Origin of the sequence: Nonomuraea muscovyensis (genome assembly GCF_014207745.1) — a bacterium.
Taxonomy (GTDB): Bacteria; Actinomycetota; Actinomycetes; order Streptosporangiales; family Streptosporangiaceae; genus Nonomuraea; species Nonomuraea muscovyensis.
Map to the genome: position 1 here is coordinate 127,386 of NZ_JACHJB010000001.1, position 18,762 is coordinate 146,147.

The 18,762-nt window shown below is 72.0% G+C and carries 18 protein-coding genes; 12 read left to right on the plus strand and 6 right to left on the minus strand.

Features of this window, described 5'->3' with window-relative positions; all coding sequences use genetic code 11:
• The first annotated feature begins 367 nt into the window (after positions 1 to 367).
• The 6 genes from FHU36_RS00605 to FHU36_RS00630 are packed head-to-tail and all read left to right on the plus strand — an operon-like array spanning position 368 to position 6,922.
• A complete protein-coding gene (locus FHU36_RS00605; protein WP_312891376.1) occupies positions 368 to 2,074 on the plus strand; it encodes an ABC transporter substrate-binding protein in 1,707 nt (568 codons plus the stop codon).
• A 3-nt stretch (positions 2,075 to 2,077) separates the two neighbouring features.
• Complete coding sequence (locus FHU36_RS00610) at positions 2,078 to 3,085, plus strand: ABC transporter permease (RefSeq protein ID WP_185081862.1); 1,008 nt, start codon at positions 2,078 to 2,080, stop codon at positions 3,083 to 3,085.
• Positions 3,082 to 3,987: an ABC transporter permease gene (locus FHU36_RS00615; protein ID WP_185081863.1), complete on the plus strand. Its 906-nt coding sequence runs from the start codon at positions 3,082 to 3,084 to the stop codon at positions 3,985 to 3,987. Before FHU36_RS00610 ends, FHU36_RS00615 begins: the two co-directional genes overlap by 4 nt.
• Positions 3,988 to 3,990: 3 nt before the next feature.
• Positions 3,991 to 4,989, plus strand: coding sequence for an ABC transporter ATP-binding protein (locus tag FHU36_RS00620; protein ID WP_312891377.1), 999 nt, complete (start codon positions 3,991 to 3,993; stop codon positions 4,987 to 4,989).
• Complete coding sequence (locus FHU36_RS00625; RefSeq protein WP_185081864.1) at positions 4,986 to 5,996, plus strand: ABC transporter ATP-binding protein; 1,011 nt, start codon at positions 4,986 to 4,988, stop codon at positions 5,994 to 5,996. Before FHU36_RS00620 ends, FHU36_RS00625 begins: the two co-directional genes overlap by 4 nt.
• Complete coding sequence (locus FHU36_RS00630; RefSeq protein ID WP_312891378.1) at positions 5,993 to 6,922, plus strand: GNAT family N-acetyltransferase; 930 nt, start codon at positions 5,993 to 5,995, stop codon at positions 6,920 to 6,922. The genes FHU36_RS00625 and FHU36_RS00630 overlap by 4 nt, the downstream gene beginning before the upstream one ends.
• Positions 6,923 to 6,924: 2 nt before the next feature.
• On the opposite strand, the gene FHU36_RS00635 is transcribed toward FHU36_RS00630, so the two are convergent.
• Complete coding sequence (locus tag FHU36_RS00635) at positions 6,925 to 8,037, minus strand: exo-beta-N-acetylmuramidase NamZ family protein (RefSeq protein ID WP_185081865.1); 1,113 nt, start codon at positions 8,035 to 8,037, stop codon at positions 6,925 to 6,927.
• Between the two features lie 58 nt (positions 8,038 to 8,095).
• Here FHU36_RS00635 and murQ point away from each other — a divergent pair, with 58 nt between their 5' ends.
• Complete coding sequence (murQ, locus tag FHU36_RS00640) at positions 8,096 to 8,995, plus strand: N-acetylmuramic acid 6-phosphate etherase (RefSeq protein WP_185081866.1); 900 nt, start codon at positions 8,096 to 8,098, stop codon at positions 8,993 to 8,995.
• 88 nt (positions 8,996 to 9,083) lie between these two features.
• A complete protein-coding gene (locus tag FHU36_RS00645) occupies positions 9,084 to 10,166 on the plus strand; it encodes a serine hydrolase domain-containing protein (RefSeq protein WP_185081867.1) in 1,083 nt (360 codons plus the stop codon).
• Positions 10,167 to 10,186: 20 nt separating this feature from the next.
• On the opposite strand, the gene FHU36_RS00650 is transcribed toward FHU36_RS00645, so the two are convergent.
• From FHU36_RS00650 to FHU36_RS00670, 5 genes are all read right to left on the minus strand, one after another.
• Complete coding sequence (locus tag FHU36_RS00650; RefSeq protein WP_185081868.1) at positions 10,187 to 13,879, minus strand: WXG100-like domain-containing protein; 3,693 nt, start codon at positions 13,877 to 13,879, stop codon at positions 10,187 to 10,189.
• 36 nt (positions 13,880 to 13,915) lie between these two features.
• Positions 13,916 to 14,212 (minus strand): hypothetical protein, encoded by a 297-nt coding sequence (locus FHU36_RS00655; RefSeq protein WP_185081869.1) that lies wholly within the window; start codon positions 14,210 to 14,212, stop codon positions 13,916 to 13,918.
• Positions 14,213 to 14,279: 67 nt separating this feature from the next.
• Complete coding sequence (locus FHU36_RS00660; RefSeq protein ID WP_185081870.1) at positions 14,280 to 14,459, minus strand: hypothetical protein; 180 nt, start codon at positions 14,457 to 14,459, stop codon at positions 14,280 to 14,282.
• 233 nt (positions 14,460 to 14,692) lie between these two features.
• Positions 14,693 to 15,616 carry a TIGR03619 family F420-dependent LLM class oxidoreductase gene (locus FHU36_RS00665; RefSeq protein ID WP_185081871.1) on the minus strand — a complete coding sequence of 308 codons (924 nt, stop codon included), beginning with the start codon at positions 15,614 to 15,616 and terminating at the stop codon, positions 14,693 to 14,695.
• Positions 15,617 to 15,762: 146 nt separating this feature from the next.
• On the minus strand, positions 15,763 to 16,566 hold the full coding sequence (locus tag FHU36_RS00670) for an outer membrane protein assembly factor BamB family protein (protein WP_185081872.1): 804 nt from the start codon (positions 16,564 to 16,566) through the stop codon (positions 15,763 to 15,765).
• A 182-nt stretch (positions 16,567 to 16,748) separates the two neighbouring features.
• Between FHU36_RS00670 and FHU36_RS00675 the strand changes: the two genes are divergently transcribed.
• The 4 genes from FHU36_RS00675 (at position 16,749) to FHU36_RS00690 (ending at position 18,678) form a co-directional block, all read left to right on the plus strand.
• Positions 16,749 to 17,621: an aminoglycoside phosphotransferase/kinase family protein gene (locus FHU36_RS00675; RefSeq protein ID WP_185081873.1), complete on the plus strand. Its 873-nt coding sequence runs from the start codon at positions 16,749 to 16,751 to the stop codon at positions 17,619 to 17,621.
• 40 nt (positions 17,622 to 17,661) lie between these two features.
• Positions 17,662 to 17,928: a TFIIB-type zinc ribbon-containing protein gene (locus FHU36_RS00680; RefSeq protein ID WP_185081874.1), complete on the plus strand. Its 267-nt coding sequence runs from the start codon at positions 17,662 to 17,664 to the stop codon at positions 17,926 to 17,928.
• A gap of 231 nt (positions 17,929 to 18,159) precedes the next feature.
• Positions 18,160 to 18,339, plus strand: a complete 180-nt coding sequence (locus tag FHU36_RS00685) for a hypothetical protein (RefSeq protein WP_185081875.1) — start codon at positions 18,160 to 18,162, stop codon at positions 18,337 to 18,339.
• Between the two features lie 3 nt (positions 18,340 to 18,342).
• The gene (locus FHU36_RS00690; RefSeq protein ID WP_185081876.1) at positions 18,343 to 18,678 is read left to right on the plus strand and encodes an RpnC/YadD family protein; all 336 of its coding nucleotides are present in this window, start codon (positions 18,343 to 18,345) and stop codon (positions 18,676 to 18,678) included.
• Positions 18,679 to 18,762: the final 84 nt, after the last annotated feature.

Consider the following 18,762-nt stretch of genomic DNA (forward strand, 5'->3'; position numbering starts at 1 on the left):
CAGATCGGTTCTCCGGCCCCTTCACCCCGCGTGCCGACGAAGTCTGACCCCGCAGCGTCACACACGATTTCAGTGATCTTCCAGGACTCCCAGGGGTGGAGACGAGCGTCATCGCGGGCACCGATGAAGGAAAGTTACATTAGCCTCACAACCACTGGAGATTATTGACGCACCGTTTTCGGTCCACGTATGGTCCGGTCAACCTCACACCGATCCTCAGCAGGTCCGACATCCCCCGGAGCGGAACATGAAGCGACTGGCAGCGGCAGTAACGTTGCTGGGCCTTGCCACCGTCACAGCGTGCAGCGGTGGTTCCACCAATCAGTCCGGCTCGGGCGGTGGTGGCGGGCTCTTCACCACGATCGACGTGAACAGACCGGGCCTGGACGCGGCGGCGCCGCCCAACCCGTACAACCCGAAGGGCAACTCCTTCTCCGCGTACAACGCGATGAAGATCGGCTGGGTGAAGAACCACCTGACGGACCCGAACCAGGCACTGCCCGGCATCGCGGCGAGCTGGGAGATCGCTCCGGACAACTCCGCGATCACGCTGAAGCTCCAGCCGAACGCCAAGTGGTCCGACGGCCAGCCGGTGACCGCCGAGGACGTCAGGATGTCCATCGGCATCGCCTACACACAGGGCAGCACGGCCTTCTCCGTCACCCCGGGCGCGGCGGGGGCGGCGGCCGAGGTCACCGTCGTCGACGACAAGACCTTGAAGATCACCCAGAACATGGAGAACCCGAGTCCCAAGTTCGCCCGCGGCGTGCTCGACACCACCGTGCTGCCTTCGCACGTGTGGAAGGACGTCCTGCCCGCGGACTTCTGGGACAAGCTCAAGACGGCGCGCGGTGAGGGCGCGGACGCCGACAAGGCCCGTGAGGAGATCACCGCCCTGGGCCAGAAGGTGCTGGCCTTCGCCCCCGCCAAGGACGTCTCCGCCGGGCCCTTCGTCCTGGAGCGGGTCAACCCCGGCGAGGCGCTGCTGGTGAAGAACAAGCACTTCTACAACGCCGCCAACGTCGCCCCGGCCCAGGTGAAGTTCCTCAACTTCACCGGCAACGAACAGATCTGGAACTACCTCACCGCCGGGAAGCTGGACCACTCGGGATTCGTCGCGGCCCCCACGGACGTGATGAACCGGATCAAGCAGGCGCCGGGCAACGAGGTCATCAAGGGCTACTCTCCGGTGGCCGTGGGCATGGGCTTCAACCAGTCCAAGAAGCCGTACGACAACGTGCATGTGCGCCGCGGCCTGGCCTACCTCATCAACCGTGACGAGGTCACCAAGGTCGCCTCGCCCGAGGGCGGCACGCCGGCCGCCACCACCAGCGGCATCCACCAGAAGGCCGCTCCGGCCTGGATCGGCGACACGGCCGGCCAGCTTGAGCCGTACAAGCCCGACCCCGCCAAGGCGGAGGAGGAGTTCAAGCAGGCCGGCCTGACGAAGAAGGACGGCAAGTGGACGCTGTCCGACGGCTCGCCGTGGAAGGTCTCCATGACCGCCCCGTCCGGCTTCTCCGACTGGATCTCCGCACAGGAGAACATCAAGAGCCAGCTCATCAAGAACGGCGTGGACGCCGAAGTCGTCACCGTCGCCGACTACCCGCTCTACCTGGAGGAGCTCGCGGCCGGCAAGTACGACGTGGGCTTCTGGCTCATGGCGCTCGGCCCCGCGCCGTACGACATCTACCAGCGGCTCTACGGCGCCTCCAACGGCTGGACGAACGTCGCCGGCAAGGTCACCCACGCGGCGCCGGGCAAGGGCGGCAACTGGATGGGCGGCGCCGAGGAGATCGAGGTCGAGGGCATCGGCAAGGTCAACCCCGGTGAGCTGACCGCCAAGCTCAACACCGCCACCGAGGAGGAGGCCAAGCCGATCATGGCGCAGCTCGCCAAGGCCGCCAACCAGGACCTGCCGGTCATCCAGCTCTGGGACTACGTCAACAACCAGTTCGTCAGCAACAGCCGCTTCACCGGCTGGCCGCACGACGACGAGATCCTCCGGCTCGGCACCGGCGTACTGGCCTCGGGCGTGTGGATCCAGCTCGGCATGGTCAAGCCGAAGCAGTAGTCCATGACGATCATCGCACGGCGACTCGCGGGCCACCTGGCCCGCGGGCTCGTCATGATCCTCGTTGTCGCCACGATCAGCTTCTTCATCGTCAACAACATCCCGGGCGACCCCATGGCAGCCCGCTACGAGAAGCTCATCGAGCAGGGCATGTCGCCGGAGGCCGCGGCCCAGGGCGTCAAGGTCCTGTACGGCTTCCTGCCCACCGGCACCCTGTGGGAGCAGTACACCGACTACATGAGCGGCCTCGTCCGCCTCGACCTCGGCGTCTCCGTCAGCAGGCCCGGCACCCCCGTCCTCGACGTGCTCGGCGAGGCGGCCAAGTGGACCGTTCTACCGGTGCTGGCCGGCACACTGCTCAGCTTCCTCGTCGGGATCATGCTCGGCGTGTACGCCGCGATCAAGCGGACGGGCAAGCTCGGCGACGCCCTGGCCATCTCCGGCTCGCTGCTGCACGGCATCCCGCAGTACGTGCTGGCGATGCTGCTCGTGGTGATCTTCGCGACGCTCATCCCGATCCTGCCCGCCGACGGGCCGGTGGACATCCTGTTCGAGCCCGGGTTCAACGCCGGCTACATCGGCTCGCTCATCGAGCACGCCGTGCTGCCGGTGGCCACGTACGCGCTGTCGGCCTACGGCGGCTGGATCCTGGCGATGAAGTCGAGCGTGGTCACCGTGCTGGGAGACGACTTCATCCTCGCCGCCGAGCTGCGCGGGATGAAGCGCTCGATCATCTTCCGCTACATCGCGCGCAACGCGATCCTGCCCCTCTTCACGATCCTGGCGCTGTCGCTGGGCCTGCTGCTGGGCGGCGCCGTCTTCATCGAGAAGATCTTCAACTATCCCGGGCTCGGGCTGCTGCTCATCAGCAGCATCAACGACCGCGACTACGCGCTGATGGGCGGGGCGTTCCTGCTGATCACCGTGGCCGTCATCGTGGCGAACATCGTGGCCGACCTGTTCTACGCCGTGATCGACCCGCGGGTGCGCAGCGGAGAGGAGGCAGGGTGAGCGCGACGCTCCTTCCCGAGACGACGTCCACGAGCGCGACCATGCGCCGCAACTTCTGGCTCGGCGTGTGGCGGGTGATGCGGCGCAAGCCGAGCCGGATGGTCGGCGTGGTCATCCTCGTCGGGTTCGTCCTCACGGCCGTCTTCGGGCCCCTGCTCTATCCGGAGCATCTGCCGTCCAACGCCGACGCCATCAGCCGGCCGCCGAGCTGGGAGCACTGGTTCGGCACCGACCCGCAGGGCCGCGACGTGCTCGCGCTGGTCATCACCGGCTCACGCTACGTGCTGCTCAGCGCCGGGGTCACCGCGTTCATCACCGTGGTCCTGGGCACGGCGATCGGCCTGTTCTCCGGCTTCAAGCGGGGCCGCTGGGACACCGTGCTCATGCGGATCACCGACATGAAGCTCACCATCCCGAGCCTGCCCCTGCTGCTGGTGCTGGCGACCGTCTGGAAGTTCGGCAACCCCATCCAGATGGGCCTGGTGCTCGGCCTGTTCGGCTGGGGCGGCGTGGCGCGGGCCGTCCGCGCGCAGACGCTGTCGCTGCGCGAGCGCGGCTTCATCGAGGCGGCCCGCGGGCTCGGCCTGTCGACGAGGCACATCATCGGCAAGGAACTGCTGCCCAGCATGGCCCCCTACATCGCGATGAACATGCTCATCGCGGTCACCGGCGCCGTCTACGCGCAGGTGGGCCTGTTCTTCCTCGGCGTCCTGCCGTACGAGTCCGACAACTGGGGCGTGATGCTCAACCTCGCCGTGTTCCAGGCGGGCGCCATGATCACCCCGTACGCGCTGGGCTACCTGCTGGCGCCGCTGCTGGCGATCCTGCTGCTGACGCTCGGCATCGTGCTCGTGGTGGACGCCATGGACGAGATCTTCAATCCCCGGCTGCGTGAGGAGTAGTTCGTGGCCCACCCCGCATCAACGCAGGCGCCGGGCGTGCGCATCGACGGCCTGACGGTCGTCTACAGGACGCCGGCGGGCGAGCTGCCCGCCGTGCGCGACATCAGCCTGACCCTGGAGCCCGGCACGATCACCGGCATCGTCGGCGAGTCCGGCTCCGGCAAGTCCACGCTGGCGCTGTCCCTGCTCAACGCCGTGCAGCCGCCGGGACGGATAGCGGCGGGCAGCGTCGAGATCGACGGGCTCGGCGACGTCGTCGGCCTGTCGGGCGAGCGGCTGCGCAAGGCGCGCGGCGCGCACATCGGTTACGTGTTCCAGGCCGCCCAGAACTCCCTCAACCCGCTCAAGACGGTCGGCAAGCAGCTCCTCGACCTGGGCCGCTCGCACGGCGTGGACGACCTGCGCGGCCTGGTCCGCGAGGCGCGGGACCTGCTCGGCCGGATGGGCCTCGACGGGGCGCGGGTGCTCGACTCGCACCAGCACGAGCTGTCCGGCGGCATGCGCCAGCGGGTCGGCATCATGCTGGCCCTCGTCCTGAACGCCCATCTCGTCGTCCTGGACGAGCCGACCACCGCGCTCGACATGATCACCCAGGCGAACATCCTCAAGATCGTCCGCGAGGTGCACGCCGAGCGCGGGCTGACCACGCTGGTCATCACGCACGACATCGGCGTGGTGGCCGAGGTCGCCGACCGGCTCGCCGTCATGTACGGCGGGCGACTGGTCGAGCAGGGTCCCACCCGCGAGGTGCTCGGCGCGCCGAGCCACCCCTACACGCGGGGCCTGATCCAGGCCATCCCCCGCCTGGTCGGCGACATCGACGAGGCGCGGGCGCTGCCCGGCCGCCCGCCGACGCTGGCCACGGTGCCGAAGCAGGGCTGCGTGTTCCGGGAGCGCTGTCCGCTGCGGATGGACGTCTGCGAGAGCGACGACCCGGCGGCCGTCGCGCACGGCACGAGGATCGTGGCCTGCCACGCGGTGAAGGTGAGGGAGCACGCGTGATCACGGGGAACGGCATCACCAAGACCTTCCGGCAGCGGGGCAGCGTGCTCGCCGGCCGCGAGGTGCACGCCCTGCGCGGCGTCGACTTCGCCATCGCCAAGGGCGGCTCCGCCTCGTTCATCGGCGAGTCGGGCTGCGGCAAGACGACACTCGGCCGGATCATCGCGGGGCTGGAGACGTACGACGCGGGCGAGATCAGCATCGGCGGCACGCCCATGTCCGGGCTCAAGCCCAAGCAGCGCCAGCCACACTTCCGCAAGATCCAGATGATCCACCAGGACCCCTACTCGGCGCTGAACCCGACGCGGACCGTCCACCAGACGCTCCAGGCGCCGCTCGCGCTCCGCGCCAAGCAGACCGGGCGGTCGCGGCAGTGGATGGACGAGCGGGCGGCCGAGGTGCTCAGCCTGGTCGGGCTCGACCCGGACACGGTGCTGTCGCGCTACCCGCACCAGCTCTCGGGCGGCATGCGCCAGCGCGTCGTCATCGCGCGGGCGCTGACCGTGGACCCCGAGATGCTGGTCGCCGACGAGGCCGTCTCGATGATCGACGTGTCGCTGCGGCTCGGCATCCTCGCGCTGCTGAAGGACCTGCGCGAGCGGCTGGGCGTCAGCGTGCTGTTCATCACGCACGACGTGGCCACGGCCCGCTACATCGGCGGCGACAGCGAGCTGTACGTCATCTACCGGGGCCAGGTCGTCGAGCGGGGGCCGGTGGACACGGTGATCGCCGACCCGGTGCACCCGTACACGCAGTCGCTGCTGTCGGCCATCCCGGTGCTGCACGGTCTGGAGCTGCCGGGCGAGCAGCCGGTGGTGCCGCTCGCGTCGCTGGATGAGTCGCAACCCGACACCGGGTGCCTGTTCACGCGCCGCTGCCCGTTCCACACCGACCGGTGCGCGGGCGAGCGGCCGCTGCTGCGGGTCACGGAGGACGTGCCGCAGGAGCACGCCTGCTTCTACCCCGAACGCCGCAGCGTCGTCGCCCGCCCGATGAGCGAGGTGTGACCCGGGTGCCCGGCGTCGGGGGGGCGGACCTGGAGCGGGCCGATCTGGAGCGGGCCGTGGAGGTGGCGGAGGCGGCGCTGACGCTGGACGCCGCCGAGGCGGGCGCGCTGGTGCGGCGGCTGGCCACGCCGCCCGCCGGGCGCCGCTGGACCGCGCTGGTGGACGGGGGCGGCGTCGTCATGGCGTCGATGTCCGGCAAGGACCCCGGTGGCGGGCACATCGACCTGCTCGCCGTGCATCCGCGCGAGCAGGGCCGCGGGCTGGGCCGGCGGCTGGTGCGCGCGGCCGAGGAGTGGCTGCGCGAGCAGGGCGCCACGCAGGCGCGCTTCGCCGGCAACCCGCCCTGCTACGCCTGGCCCGGCATCGACGTCCGCTACACCGCCGCCGCCTGCCTGGCCGAGAGCCTGGGCTACGAGCGCCACCACGTCGCCTGGAACATGACCGCCGACCTCACCTCCGCCGACCTGTCCACGGACGGCGAGATGGCCCGCCTGGCGGCGCAGGGGGTCGCCGTCCGCGCCGCCGGCCCGGCCCCCGGCGAGTCACTCGCGACGCCGACCGCCTCGGCCGGCGCCCGCGCCGATCGGGAGCGGGTGGCGGCGTTCGTGGCGGAGCACTGGAACGAACGGTGGGCCTGGGAGGCCGCCAACGCCTCGGGACTGCACTACGCCGAGCGCGACGGCGAGCCGCTGGCGTTCGCGGCCTGGGGAGCGCGCCCGGCCTGGTTCGGGCCGATGGGCACGGCTCCGGCGGCCCGGGGTCTCGGCCTGGGCCGGGTGCTGCTGCGCCGCTGCCTGGCCGACCTGCGCGCCGCCGGGTACGGCAGCGCGCAGATCGGCTGGGTCGGGCCGCTGCGCTTCTACTCGCGCGCGGTGGGCGCGCGAGCCGAGCGGGTCTTCTGGCTCTACCGGCGCGACCTGGCGTGATGTCAGGTGTAGAGCAGCCGCCCGCCGGGGGGAGCGGGCTCGGGGCACAGGGCGCGCGGGTCCTGGCCCGCCTCCAGGCTGCTCGTCAGCGTGCCGGAGCCCCACAGATGGTCCTCGAAGCCCTCGGGGCCCCACCAGGTGAAGTCCTCGGGGTAGAGCGTGCGGGCCACGTACAGCATGGACACGCCCGTGAGCACGGGCCGGAACGCGGTCCGGTCGTGCACGTGCACCTGGACGCCGCGCACCGCCGTGCCGGCGTGCTTGTGGAAGGTGGGGGTGAACCACGTCTCGCGGAAGCGCACCCCCGGCAGGCCGAGCCCGTTCAGGGCGGGGGCGAACCTCTCGTCCACGTACGGAGCGCCGACCAGTTCGAACGGGCGGGTCGTGCCGCGCCCCTCGGAGAACGTGGTCCCCTCGAACAGGCCGGTGCCCGGGTAGACCAGCGCGGTGTCGGGGGTAGGCAGGTTGACCGACGGCATCACCCAGGGCAGCCCGGTGGCGGCGAAGTCCATCCCGCGCCGCCACCCCCGCATCTCGACGACGCGCAGGTCCAGGTCGAACCCGAACAACAGCGCCAGCTCCCCCGCGGTCCTGCCGTGCCGCACCGGCAGCGGGAACCTGCCCACGAAGCTGGCGAACGCGGGGTCCAGCTCCGGCCCTTCGGTGATCGTCCCGCCGAGCGGGTTGGGCCGGTCGAGGACCACGAACCGCAGGCCGAGCCGGGCGGCCGAGGCCATGAGGTCGTACATGGTCCACACGTAGGTGTAGAAGCGGGTGCCCACGTCGGCGATGTCGAAGACCAGCATGTCGACGCGGGAACGTGCCACGACCTCGTCCAGCTCCGCGCCGGACCGCTTGTGCGTGTCGTGGACCGGCAGCCCCGTCCGGGGGTCGGTGGTGTCCGGTTCGCTCCCGTCTGCCTGCGCGGTGCCGCGCAGGCCGTGCTCGGGCCCGAACAGCGCGGTCAGCGGCGTGCCGGCCGCCAGCAGGGCGTCCGCGGTGGGCGTCAGGTCGGGAAGGACTCCGGTGGGGTTGGTGATCAGGCCGAGGCGGCCGCCGCCCGCGAGCGCGGGGTCGGCGGCGAGCCGTTCGGCACCGGTACGCACGTACGTCATGAACCCATAGTGCTGAAAGATCTTTACAAGAGAGAAGTAAAGGGTGGAAATTAGCGTCATGATCGATCCCCTACCGGAGCTGGCGACCGAGCAGAGCGATCCCCGCTACAGCCAGATCGACCGGCTCCCCACCGACCAGATCGCGCGGTTGATGAACCAGGCCGACGCCGCCGTGCCGGCGGCCGTCGCGGTGGCGATCCCCGAGATCTCCGCCGCCATCGACGCGATCTCCACCCGGATGCGGGCGGGTGGCCGGCTGATGTACGTCGGCGCGGGCACGTCCGGGCGGCTGGCCGTGCTGGACGCCTCGGAGTGCCCGCCCACGTTCGGCACCGACCCGGAGCTCGTCCGGGGCGTCATCGCGGGCGGGCCGGACGCGCTGACCCGTTCGGTGGAGGGCGCCGAGGACGACGCCGAGGGCGGCGCCGCCGAGATGGCGCGCCTGGAGGTGGGCCCGCTCGACTCCGTGGTGGGCGTGTCGGCCAGCGGGCAGGCGCCGTTCGTGGTGGGCGCGCTGGAGGAGGCCGCGGGCCGGGGCGCGCTGACGGTCGGGCTGTCGTGCAACCACGGCGCTCCCCTGTCGGCCGCCGCCGAGCACGCGATCGAGGTGGTCGTGGGTCCCGAGGTCGTGGCGGGCTCCACCCGGCTCAAGGCGGGCACGGCGCAGAAGCTGGTGCTCAACATGATCTCGACGATCTCCATGGTCCGGCTCGGCCGTACGTACGGCAACCGGATGATCGAGATGTCGGCGATGAACAACAAGCTGGCCGACCGGGCGATCCGCATGGTCAGCGACATCACCGGAGCTGACCGGGAGACGGCGGCCCGGGCGGTGGACGCGGCGGACGGGCAGGCCAAGACGGCGGTGGTGATGATCCAGCACGGCCTCGACGCGGAGGGGGCACGGGCGCTGCTGGAGTCGCACGGTGAGCGCCTCAGCGACGCGCTCAGCGGCTGACGTCCCCGGCGCCACGGGGAGGGAAGGGCGGCGAGGACAGCGAGGGGGGAGGCCGGGTCCAGGAGCGGACCCGGCGGAGAGGCGGGGGATGGCGGACCGGTTGGAACGGAGCGGGACGGCGGACCGGCTGGAACGGATCCTGGCGGAGGCGGTGCCGCGCGGGTGCCCGGCGGCGGTCGCGCTGATCGCCGTGGACGGCGAGGTGGCGGCGTCGGCGGCCGCCGGCGAGCTGGTGCGCTACGCCGACGCCGAGGGGACCCTGGCGGACGACCGGCCGGCCGCGCGCCGCGACTCCGTCTTCGACCTGGCCTCGATCAGCAAGCTCTTCACCACGGCCGCCCTGCTCTCGCTGGCCGAGGAGGGCCGCCTGGACCTCGACGAGCCGGTGGCCGCCTGGCTGCCCGGCCGCGACCGGCGCCTGACCCTGCGCCGCCTGCTCACCCACACGGCCGGGCTGCCGCCGACGCGCCGGATCGACCTCGAACTGCCCGGCGCGGACCCGGCCGACCGCCTGGCCGCCATGGTCGGCACGCCGGTCACGGGGCCCGTCGGCGGGCCGTACCTCTACAGCGACGTGGGCATGGTGACGGCGGGCCGGGTGGCCGAGTTGGCGGGCGGGGCGCCGCTCGACGAGCTGGTCCGCGACCGGGTCACCGGTGTGCTGGGCCTGCGCGACACGGGATACCGGCCGGGGGCGGCGGCGCTGCCACGGGTCGCCGCCACCGAGTGGAAGCCGGAGCGCACGGGGCCGGGGTGCGTGCGCGGCGAGGTGCACGACGAGACCGCCTACGCGCTGGGCGGGGTGGCCGGACACGCGGGGGTCTTCGCCACGGCCGGCGACGTGCTGGTGTTCGGCGAGACGCTGCGGCGGGGCGGCGGGGCGATGCTGCGCCCGGAGACCGTGGCCGAGATGGTGCGCGACCAGGGCGCCGAGGGCGCCGCCTTCCGCCACGGGTTGGGGGTGCGCATCGGCGACCCGGCCATCGTGGGGCCGCTGACCGGCGCGTACGGGCATTCGGGGTTCACCGGCACGTCGCTCGTGGTGGACCCGGCACGCCGGCTGACCGTGGTCCTGCTGACGAACGCCGTGCACCCGGTGCGCGGCCGTGACGGCATCCGGGCGCTGCGCCACGCGGTGGCCGCCGAAGCCCTCCGCCTGGCAGCCTCCTAGCGCATGCCCGCCACGCGGCGTCAGGGCGCCTGGAACCACGCCTTCATCGTGTCGAGGACCTGGCCGGCGACCGGGTCGTCCGGCAGGTAGATGCGGATCAGGCCCCGCCCGCCGAGATCGCCGAACTCGCTGGACACCGCGCGCATGTGTCCCTCCTCCGTCACGACGATCGCGGAATCGGCGGCGATGACGACGTGCCCGGTGTGCCGGGCGACCGCCAGCGGGTATCGCCCGGTGCCGATGTGGCAGTTGGCCAGCAGGATCACGTCGTGCGGCGTCATCCCGGGGCTGTGCAGCAGCAGGGCCGCCGTCTCCTTGGCCTCCAGCGTCCGGCCGCCGATCGAGTTGCCGTGTTCGGAGCCGTGCCCGTCGACGTAGAAGGCGCCGTCGATGCGCCGGACGTTGCGCGCCGACGTGACCAGCCGGCGGTCGTGCTCGTGGTCGAGATCGCGCAACCACACACCCGCGTCGGTCTTCTCGACATGGTGCGTGAGACGGTGGCGCAGCTCGGGAGTGAGCGGCGGTTTCATCCGGGGAACCCGGAGCGCGACCGAGTCGGCGCTGCGCCCGTCGGGCACCTGCACCGCGAACAGGTGCCACTCACCGAAGGACTCCTGGACGGCCAGCACCTTCAGCCTCGTCCCCAAGCCGAACAGCACGTGGGCGGGCTTGCCCGACAGGTCGCCCACCTCGGCGTACCGGCCGGCCCGGATGGTCAGCCGCACGCTGTCGGGCCGGTCCGCCAGGTGGGCGGGGTCGTCGACCCCTTCGAGCATCCCGTGGAAGACGACCTCGCTGCCGGGCCGGACGCCGCGGGGCAGCCAGTCGGCGGGCACGCGCGCCGAGACGTGACCCGACGACGCGGGCCGGGCGGCGAGGTCCGCGTCCGCCCTGTCGAGGAACGCCTCGGCGGCGGGGACGAGCGCGGGGTCGGCCGCCCGCCCGACGGCCAGCTCGTTGACCTGGTGCAGGTTGGTCCCCTCGAGAAGGTGCTGCAGGGAAGGCACCTGGCCACGCGGCGGCTGCCAGGGTGTCTCGCGGAAGTCGGGGACCAGCGGCGCGGGGTCGCGCAGCGGACCCAGGTCCAGCGCGGTGTCCGGCCTGCTCCGGCTGATGAGTTCCAGGTGCTCCTCGAGGCGGGAGGTCAGGCCGTACCTCTCGAAATCGGCCCGCGCCGCCTCGTACCTGGCGCGCAGCGCGGAGCTGTCCGCCTCGGTGAGCAGGGCCTCCCCCGGCCTCAGGTGCTCCATCCGCGGGTTCTCACCGAGCATCGCCGAAGGCAGCTCCGGCCGGGTGAGCCAGGCGTGCAGCGCGCGCCTGTCCAGCTCCTGCCGCACCGTCGGGGGCAGGACGGGGTCCTCGTCGGTCCACCGCCACGAGGGTAAGCGGCCCTCGTAGACCACGGTGGGCGCGGCCCGGTAGGTGCCCGGGTAGCCGTCTCTCATGTCATGCAGCGCATGGGCCCGCGCCTCGAACTCATCGGCCTTCTCGACGGTCCTGAACTCGTGACGGATGGCCCGGCTGCCGTCGTTGAAGGTCACCACCTCCTCCTTGGCCGGCAAGAGGTCGCTGTCGCGGATGCCGGTGGCCAGGGCGGTGCGCAGGTGGTCGCTGCCGTACGCCTGGTAGACGGTGCCGTCGGGGGCCTGGTGGACCGCGGGGCCGTGCAGCCCGAGCACGCGCCTGGTGAGCGCGGCCTCCAGCGCCACGGCCGCCGCCCGTCCGGTCAACGCCAGCGCCTGCGACCCGTCGCCGAAGGTGACGACGCGGCCGAGGTCGGAATCGCGCGAGGCCACGATGTGGCCGAGGTTGTCCGCCAAGCGCCGGACGGGGTCCACCGGCGGCCGGCCCGCGCCGGGCGGGGCGGTGTCCACGAGGTCGGCGGTGAGTTCGGCGAGGTGCTCGGCCCGGGCGTCGAGCCCCCGGACGGAGATCTCCGGCAGCAGCTCGGCCGGGTCGGCCTTGAGGACGGAGTCGGTGCGGACCGCGTTCTCCTTGATCTCCCGCAGGGCGGCGGTCATCCGCTGATGCGCGTCCGCCATCCCGGCGACCCGGAAATCGACCCGCATGGACCTCAGGGCCTGCTCGATGCGGATGGCGTCCGCCGGGGCGAGCGGGTTGGGCGCCCACACCTCCTGGCCCGCGCCCGTGTCCCGGAAGAAGAACCTGCTCATCAGCTTCGCCATGGCGGGCTCGGGCATGAGGCGCGCCTCGCCGGACAGCGCGTTGACGAACGCCGGCTCGTCGCGGATCAGGGCGCCCAGCAGGCCGACGAGGATGCTGTCGCGGCTGGGCGCGGTTCGTGACAGGTTCCACGACTCGCCGCTCCAGGTCATCTGGCCGGGATCGCCGTACACCCAGTCGAGGAGCAGCCGCTTGTCGCCGACCGGGTGGATCGCGGGCATCTTCAGGCCGAGCTCGTGGCCGAGCCGCGCCACCAGCACCTTGGCGTCCCGGTCCTGCCGGGTCGGCAGTTCGGTGACCATGGCGGGCGAGCCGTCGGCCAGGGTGACCCGGGCGCTGTCGTGGCCGGCGGGTTCCCACGCGCCCACGATCCCCTTGGCGGCCACCTGGCCGAACTCGTGGGGCGTCCGCGGCGGGGCGGCGGGGCGCGCGTGACCCCAGTTGAGCTTGCTCTCGATCAGGTCGGCCCGCAGGACGGGCGGCTCGTGGGCGGCAGGACGGTCACCGGACGTCCGCGCGACTTCCGCCGGCAGCCATGCCGGCTCCCGAGCGGCGTGCGCGGCCGAGGTGTGGTCGGCCAGCGTCGTGCGGGAGCCGTCGCCGCCGTCCGGCCGCGGCGGAGTCCCATCGCCGTCGCCGCCGTCCGGCCGCGGCCGAGTCCCATCGCCGCTGCTGCTCTCCGGCCGCGGCGGTGGCCCATCGCCGTTGCCACCTTCCGGACCCGGCGGATTTCCGTCGCCTCCTCGCCCGCCGAAGTGGGGGTTCCACGTGGCCCAGTGCGCGTCCGCGGCACCGACGGCTCCCGAGGAGACGCCCTTCAGCAGCCGCACCAGATCGAACGGCTGGTCGTCGAAGGCCTGCATGGTCGCGTCGGTCAACCCGCCGGCGACCCCGGAGGTGCCCATGAAGCCGCGCAGCGTCCGCGGCGGCGCCAACCACGTCGCGCCCGTGAGGAACACGCCGTTGAGCGCTCCGGCGGCCAGCGAGGCGAGGGCCTGGTTCCAGTCGATCCGGTCACGCCGATCCTGCTGGGACTGGACGGTCAGGTCCATCGCGAACATGATGCCGCCGAACAGCCCGATGTTGAACATCAGCCGCTTGGCCAGTGCCCGGACGGCCTCCCGGGTGAGGAGGGCCCGCCATCCCGCGGCCGTCACTCCGAGGCCGGCCGTCGCGGGGTTCGCGAGAACCGGCAGGAGAGCCACCAACTGGACGATCAGCAATGCGATCATCAGCTTGATCATCCACTTGGTGTACTGGACCTGCACGCCGAGGTCGTTCAGCGCGATCGCCATGGCCACCAGTTTGGTGATCACCTCCGCCTGGCGACCGCCGACGGTGTGGGAGGCGTGCTCGGCGAAGGTCCTGAGCGCTTCTCCGTCCCACGTCTCCCGGTCCGGGATCGAGACGCCGATGCCTTCGGCGACGCGGTAGGCCGCGTCCACGAGCGCGTCGGCCAGGTCGAACAACCTGGACTCGTCGGCCTGTGGCCAGTCCATGCCGACCGCCCAGCCGATCCAGGGCCGCATCCAGGCGGGTATGTCTCCGGCGAGCACCACCGCGTGTCAGGCTCCTGAGCCCTCTGCCGCCTCGTACGTCGCCGCGGTCACGTGCAGACCCCCGCCGACCCCCTCAAGCTCGTCGATGTAGGCGTGGAAGGCGGCGATCACGCCGTCGAGCATGACCGGGTACCTCTTCTCCATCTCGGCGCCGTACTGGTCGTCGCCCATCGGGCGACCCGCCCTCGCGAACGCCTCCTGCACGTCACGCAGCACAGCACGGACATGCTCGGCCTCGCCGGCCGATGCGCGTCCGTGCTGCCGTATCCCCTGTGTGCGCGCGGAGTATCCGGGCTCTGTCACGCGTCTTTCCCCTCACGCATCACAGAAGCATCGCATGCCTCAAACCGGCATACGCCACAAAGGCCCCTTAATCCCGCTTTTTCGCCGCCACTCGTCTCAGCTCGTCGAGGATCTCGAACTCCTCGGCCGTCAGATCGGCCGCCACGCTGAGCGTGCCGTCGGAGGTGTGGACAGTGATGGGCTCGGGCCGGTCGCCCTCGTCCGGCAGGAGCTCGAAAAGCGGGGGCCGCCGGTCATCAGCGCTCATGCCTCGAACCTACAAGGCGTCGCGCCCCACCGTGCCGGCGCCCCTCGCACACGGATCGGGCCGGAGGTGTGGCAGACCTGCGAGGAACCTGGTCCCGCCGGGCAGTGTGGTCGTGTTCCCGGGAGCCGGGCATCAGGCCTCGGACTCCCGCACCGGCGGCGTCTGACCCTCGAGCCGGACACCGCCTGGCACAGGGCGTAAACCCGGGACTGACCAAGATCCGCAGTGGTCTTCTAGGCGCCGGGCGCGAGCGCCTCCAGGGCCTCCTCGGCGCGGCCCAACGCCTCCTCCGGGGCCGCCGTGACGATCTCCTCGTCGAAGTTGAGGTCGTGGAAGACGTCCGTCACGCCGCGTGCCGCGAGGTCGGCGACGTCGCGGCGGATGTCGTCGTACGTGCCCGTCAACGGCGGCCGGTCCGCGTCCGTTCCCCCGCCCGGAGCGGGTACGGACACTCCGGGCCTGACGCGGGTGACGCCCCGGCAGACGAACCGCAGCGCCTCCGGGTCGCGGCCGGCCTCGCGCGCCGCCTCCTTGACCGTCTCGATCCGCGCGCCGATGCCGGCCAGGTCCTCCCTGCTGGAGCTCACCCAGCCGTCCGCGATCCGCCCGGCCCGGCGCAACGCGACCTCGGCGGTGCCGCCCAGCAGGATCGGCGGCGCCGGCGACGGCTTGGGGTCCACGTGGGAGGCGGGCACCCGGTAGAACTCCCCGTGGTGCTCGACCACGTCCCGCGTCCACGCCGTGCGCAGCACGTCGACGAACTCCTCGCCCCGGCGCCCGCGCCCCTCGAAGCCGACGCCGGCCGCCTCGAACTCCTCACGCAGCCAGCCCAGCCCGAGACCGGCCGTCAGCCTGCCACCGGAGACGATCTGCAGCGTGGCGAGCTGCTTGGCGAGCAGGATCGGCTGGACGAACGCGTTGACCACCGCCACGCCCAGCCCGATCCGGCTCGTCACCCCGGCCAGGTAGGACAGCGTCACCACGGGATCGTGCACGGCCCGGTAGACCGCCCCCATCGGATGGCCGACGGGATAAAGCACCCGCTGGAACGTCCACAGCTCGTCGTAGCCGAGCTCCTCGGCCCGGGCGGCGATCCGGCGCATGTTCGCGGGCGTGGCCCAGGGCCCCGACTGGGGCACGGCGAAACCGACTCTCATCGACCCTCCGTCAGGCGCGTCACCGGATCACCGTACCCACCGTGCGCACCCGCGCCCGCGGTCGGGTGCGCCGACGGCGGGCCACGTGGTGCCGGAGGGGGCGGCTCACCTGCGGCGAGATGGGCGAGACCGCCTCGGCCCGCGTTCTACTGGCCGCCGGTGCGGGAGGACCAGAGCGGCTTCTCGTCCTCGCTGTAGATGACCGCGTTGCCGTCGTTCTGGATCAGGAGGAAGGCGCCGGGACTCGGCGCGGTCCTGGAGCTCCACAGGGCCTTCTTAGCCGCGCTGTAGACGACGAGGTTGCCGTCGGCCTGCATGACCGCGTACGCCCCCGCGCTCGGGGCCGTCTCGCTGCTCCACAGGGCTTCGGCCCTGCGGTAGAGCACCAGGTTGCCGTCGTCCTGCATGACCAGCGTGAACCTGCGGTCGGCCGAGCGGACGTAGTCACCGGCCCGCAGCGCCCGGTTGGGGCTCAGCTTGGCGATGGTGGACTTGCGCTCCCACAGCGGGGCTCCGTCCTCGCTGTAGATGACCAGGTTGCCGTCGTTCTGCACGGCCAGCATCGCGCCGGGAGCGGGGGCCGTGCGGCTGCTCCACAGCGCCTTCTTGGCCGCGCTGTAGACGACGAGGTTGCCGTCGGCCTGCATCGCCGCGAACGTGCCCCGGCCGCCCGTGGTGCCCGTGTCCCACAGCGCCTTCTTGGCGGCGTTGTACAGGACGAGGTTGCCGTCATGCTGCATAACCAGCGTGTACTCGCCGCCGGCCGACCGGACGGTCGCGCCGCCCTTGAGCAGCTCTCCCGACTCCAGGATGCCGCCCGCCGAGGCCACCGAGGCCGCCGTGGCGTTGGTGGTGGCGGCGGCGGTGGTGGCGGTGGCGGCCCCCGCCGACGCCAGCGCCAGGGCCGCTCCCAGCGTCACCGCGACCGCCGTCTTCCTTGCTGCACGCATGTATCCCCCGGAGGTGATGTCAGAGATGAAGGCCGGCACGCGCCGGCCGAGGCCACAATCTAGGCCGCCGGGACGTGCCCGAGTCGTCGCTTCCGAAGGGCTGTAAATGTTGCGCCCGCAACCGTCGGCCGCCCTTCGGCGGCTCGGCCGTAGGAGGAAGGCGGGCACTCTAGGCTGTACGGGTGGATCTCGAGGCGGCACTCGCGGACATCGCCGGCGCGCACGGCGGCAGGGGCGCCCCGGTGCTCCACCCCACCCGCACCGACGTGGTGGTGCTGCGCCGGGGCGAGGTCGTGGTCAAGGCCCACTCGGCCCGCGAGGACGCCGCGGCGTTACGGGTGCGGTTACGCGCCGTCGCCTCGGCGGCGCTGCACGGCGTGATGCTCGCCCCGTTGCATCCCGACGTGCTGAGCGTGGCGGGACGCCTGGTGACGGTCTGGCCCGCCGGCCGGCCCGTCTCGCCCGACGAGCTCGACGACGCGCCGTGGGAGGAGGGCGCCCGGCTGCTGGCCAGGCTGCACGCCACCCCGCTCACCCCGCTGCCGCCGCTGCCCCCGGCGGGCGGCCCGGCGCGGGTCGCCCGAGCGGTCGGGCGGATGCCCGGTGACGGCCCCGTCGCCGGGCTCGTCCGGCAGGCGTTCGCCGAGCTGCCCGAGCCGGAGCCGGGCCCCGGCCTGCTCACCCACGGCGACTGGCATCTGGGCCAGCTCGTGCACCGCGACGGCTGGCTGCTCATCGACGTCGACGACCTGGGCGCCGGCGACCCGGCGTGGGACCTGGCCAGGCCGGCCGCCTGGTACGCGGCCGGGCTGCTGGACCCGGCCGTGTGGGAGCGGTTCCTCGGCGCCTACCTGGCGGCGGGCGGCCCGGCCCTGCGCGGCGGCGAGGACCCGTGGCGGTGGCTCGATCTTCCGGCCCGCGCGCTGACCGTCCAGCTCGCCGCGGTCGCGGTGCTGAACGCCCACCGGGAGGCGCGGGAACTCGACGAGGTCGAACATTCGTTGGTCGAGTCGTGCAACAGAATCGTCCGAGCGTGGCGGGGTTGCGCGCGGTAGGTTTTCCTCACAGACCCGAGGCCAAGGAGACCGACTAGAGATGCATTGCCCCAAGTGCCACGGCAACATGCGCACCTACGAACGCAACGGCGTTCACATCGAGCAGTGTGACAACTGCCGCGGAATCTTCCTCGACTACGGCGAGCTGGAGACGCTGACCCGGATGGAGTCCAGCTACCACGCCGCTCCGCCGCCCCCCGCCCCCGGCGGCCCGGCCTGGGGCGCCCCGCCGCACGGCGGGCACCACGGCGGCCACTACGGCCACCACCGCCAGCGCAGCTGGGTGGGCATGCTCTTCTCGACCTGACCCGGTCTACGAAGCAAGGCCGCGCACGCAAGACGTGGGCGGCCTCGTCCACGTTCGGGGGCGGACGTCCCTGGCGGTCATATGCGGCCACGCGGCAGGAGGCTCAGTTGGCCGCGTCAGTCGTTCTCGTTCAGCTCGTCCAGGATTCTCTGGACCTTGGTCACGGTGGGATGCACCTGCCCGTAGCGGGCCCGCAGATCGGGGCTGACCGGCTACCGCCTGCAGGCCCAGGTGCTGGGACCGGACGGCATCCCGCCCATCACCGACCCGCAGCAGGCCGCCGAGCATCCGGACCTGGCCGCCATGTCGGTGATGGTGCACGGTCGCGACCGCAAGGTCATCGAGGCGTTCGCCACGGCGCTCGCCGAGACAGGCGGCGAACACGCTCCGAAGTACTATGAATACGCGTAAAGCATGTCCGCGCCCGAGATCCGCCGCCTCCTGGAGGAGATCATGACGTCCACAGACTGGCCGGTCTACAGCCCGTTCGCCCGCGAACACTTCGGCCGCGGCAAGGCAGAAGGCAAAGCGGAAGGCAAGGCGGAAGGTAAGGCGGAAGGCAGGGTCGAAGGTCAGGCGGAAGAAGCCGCCAGGTCGGTGCTGCTCGTGCTGGCCGCCCGTGGCTTCGACATCCCCGACGGCACCCGCGTCCGGATATCCACGTGCACGGATCTCACCCAACTCGAAACCTGGCTCACCCACGCCGCCACCACCGAGACCCTCGAGGACATGTTCAACGAGTCGGGCTGACAGCGCCCGCGACAGTGGCCGATGCAGCTGAGCGGAAGCGGCACAGCGCCGTAAGGATGGACGTTCCGCGAGCGCTCAGCTTGC

What these genes read in the sequence shown, in the direction of transcription:
- FHU36_RS00650 (WP_185081868.1), bottom strand. Translation starts at nt 13,879, where the DNA reads ATGCGGCCCTGGATCGGCTGGGCGGTCGGCATGGACTGGCCACAGGCC.
- FHU36_RS00610 (WP_185081862.1), top strand. Translation starts at nt 2,078, where the DNA reads ATGACGATCATCGCACGGCGACTCGCGGGCCACCTGGCCCGCGGGCTC.
- FHU36_RS00645 (WP_185081867.1), top strand. Translation starts at nt 9,084, where the DNA reads ATGGCGGACCGGTTGGAACGGAGCGGGACGGCGGACCGGCTGGAACGG.
- murQ (WP_185081866.1), top strand. Translation starts at nt 8,096, where the DNA reads ATGATCGATCCCCTACCGGAGCTGGCGACCGAGCAGAGCGATCCCCGC.
- FHU36_RS00660 (WP_185081870.1), bottom strand. Translation starts at nt 14,459, where the DNA reads ATGAGCGCTGATGACCGGCGGCCCCCGCTTTTCGAGCTCCTGCCGGAC.
- FHU36_RS00690 (WP_185081876.1), top strand. Translation starts at nt 18,343, where the DNA reads ATGTCCGCGCCCGAGATCCGCCGCCTCCTGGAGGAGATCATGACGTCC.
- FHU36_RS00680 (WP_185081874.1), top strand. Translation starts at nt 17,662, where the DNA reads ATGCATTGCCCCAAGTGCCACGGCAACATGCGCACCTACGAACGCAAC.
- FHU36_RS00670 (WP_185081872.1), bottom strand. Translation starts at nt 16,566, where the DNA reads ATGCGTGCAGCAAGGAAGACGGCGGTCGCGGTGACGCTGGGAGCGGCC.
- FHU36_RS00635 (WP_185081865.1), bottom strand. Translation starts at nt 8,037, where the DNA reads ATGACGTACGTGCGTACCGGTGCCGAACGGCTCGCCGCCGACCCCGCG.
- FHU36_RS00665 (WP_185081871.1), bottom strand. Translation starts at nt 15,616, where the DNA reads ATGAGAGTCGGTTTCGCCGTGCCCCAGTCGGGGCCCTGGGCCACGCCC.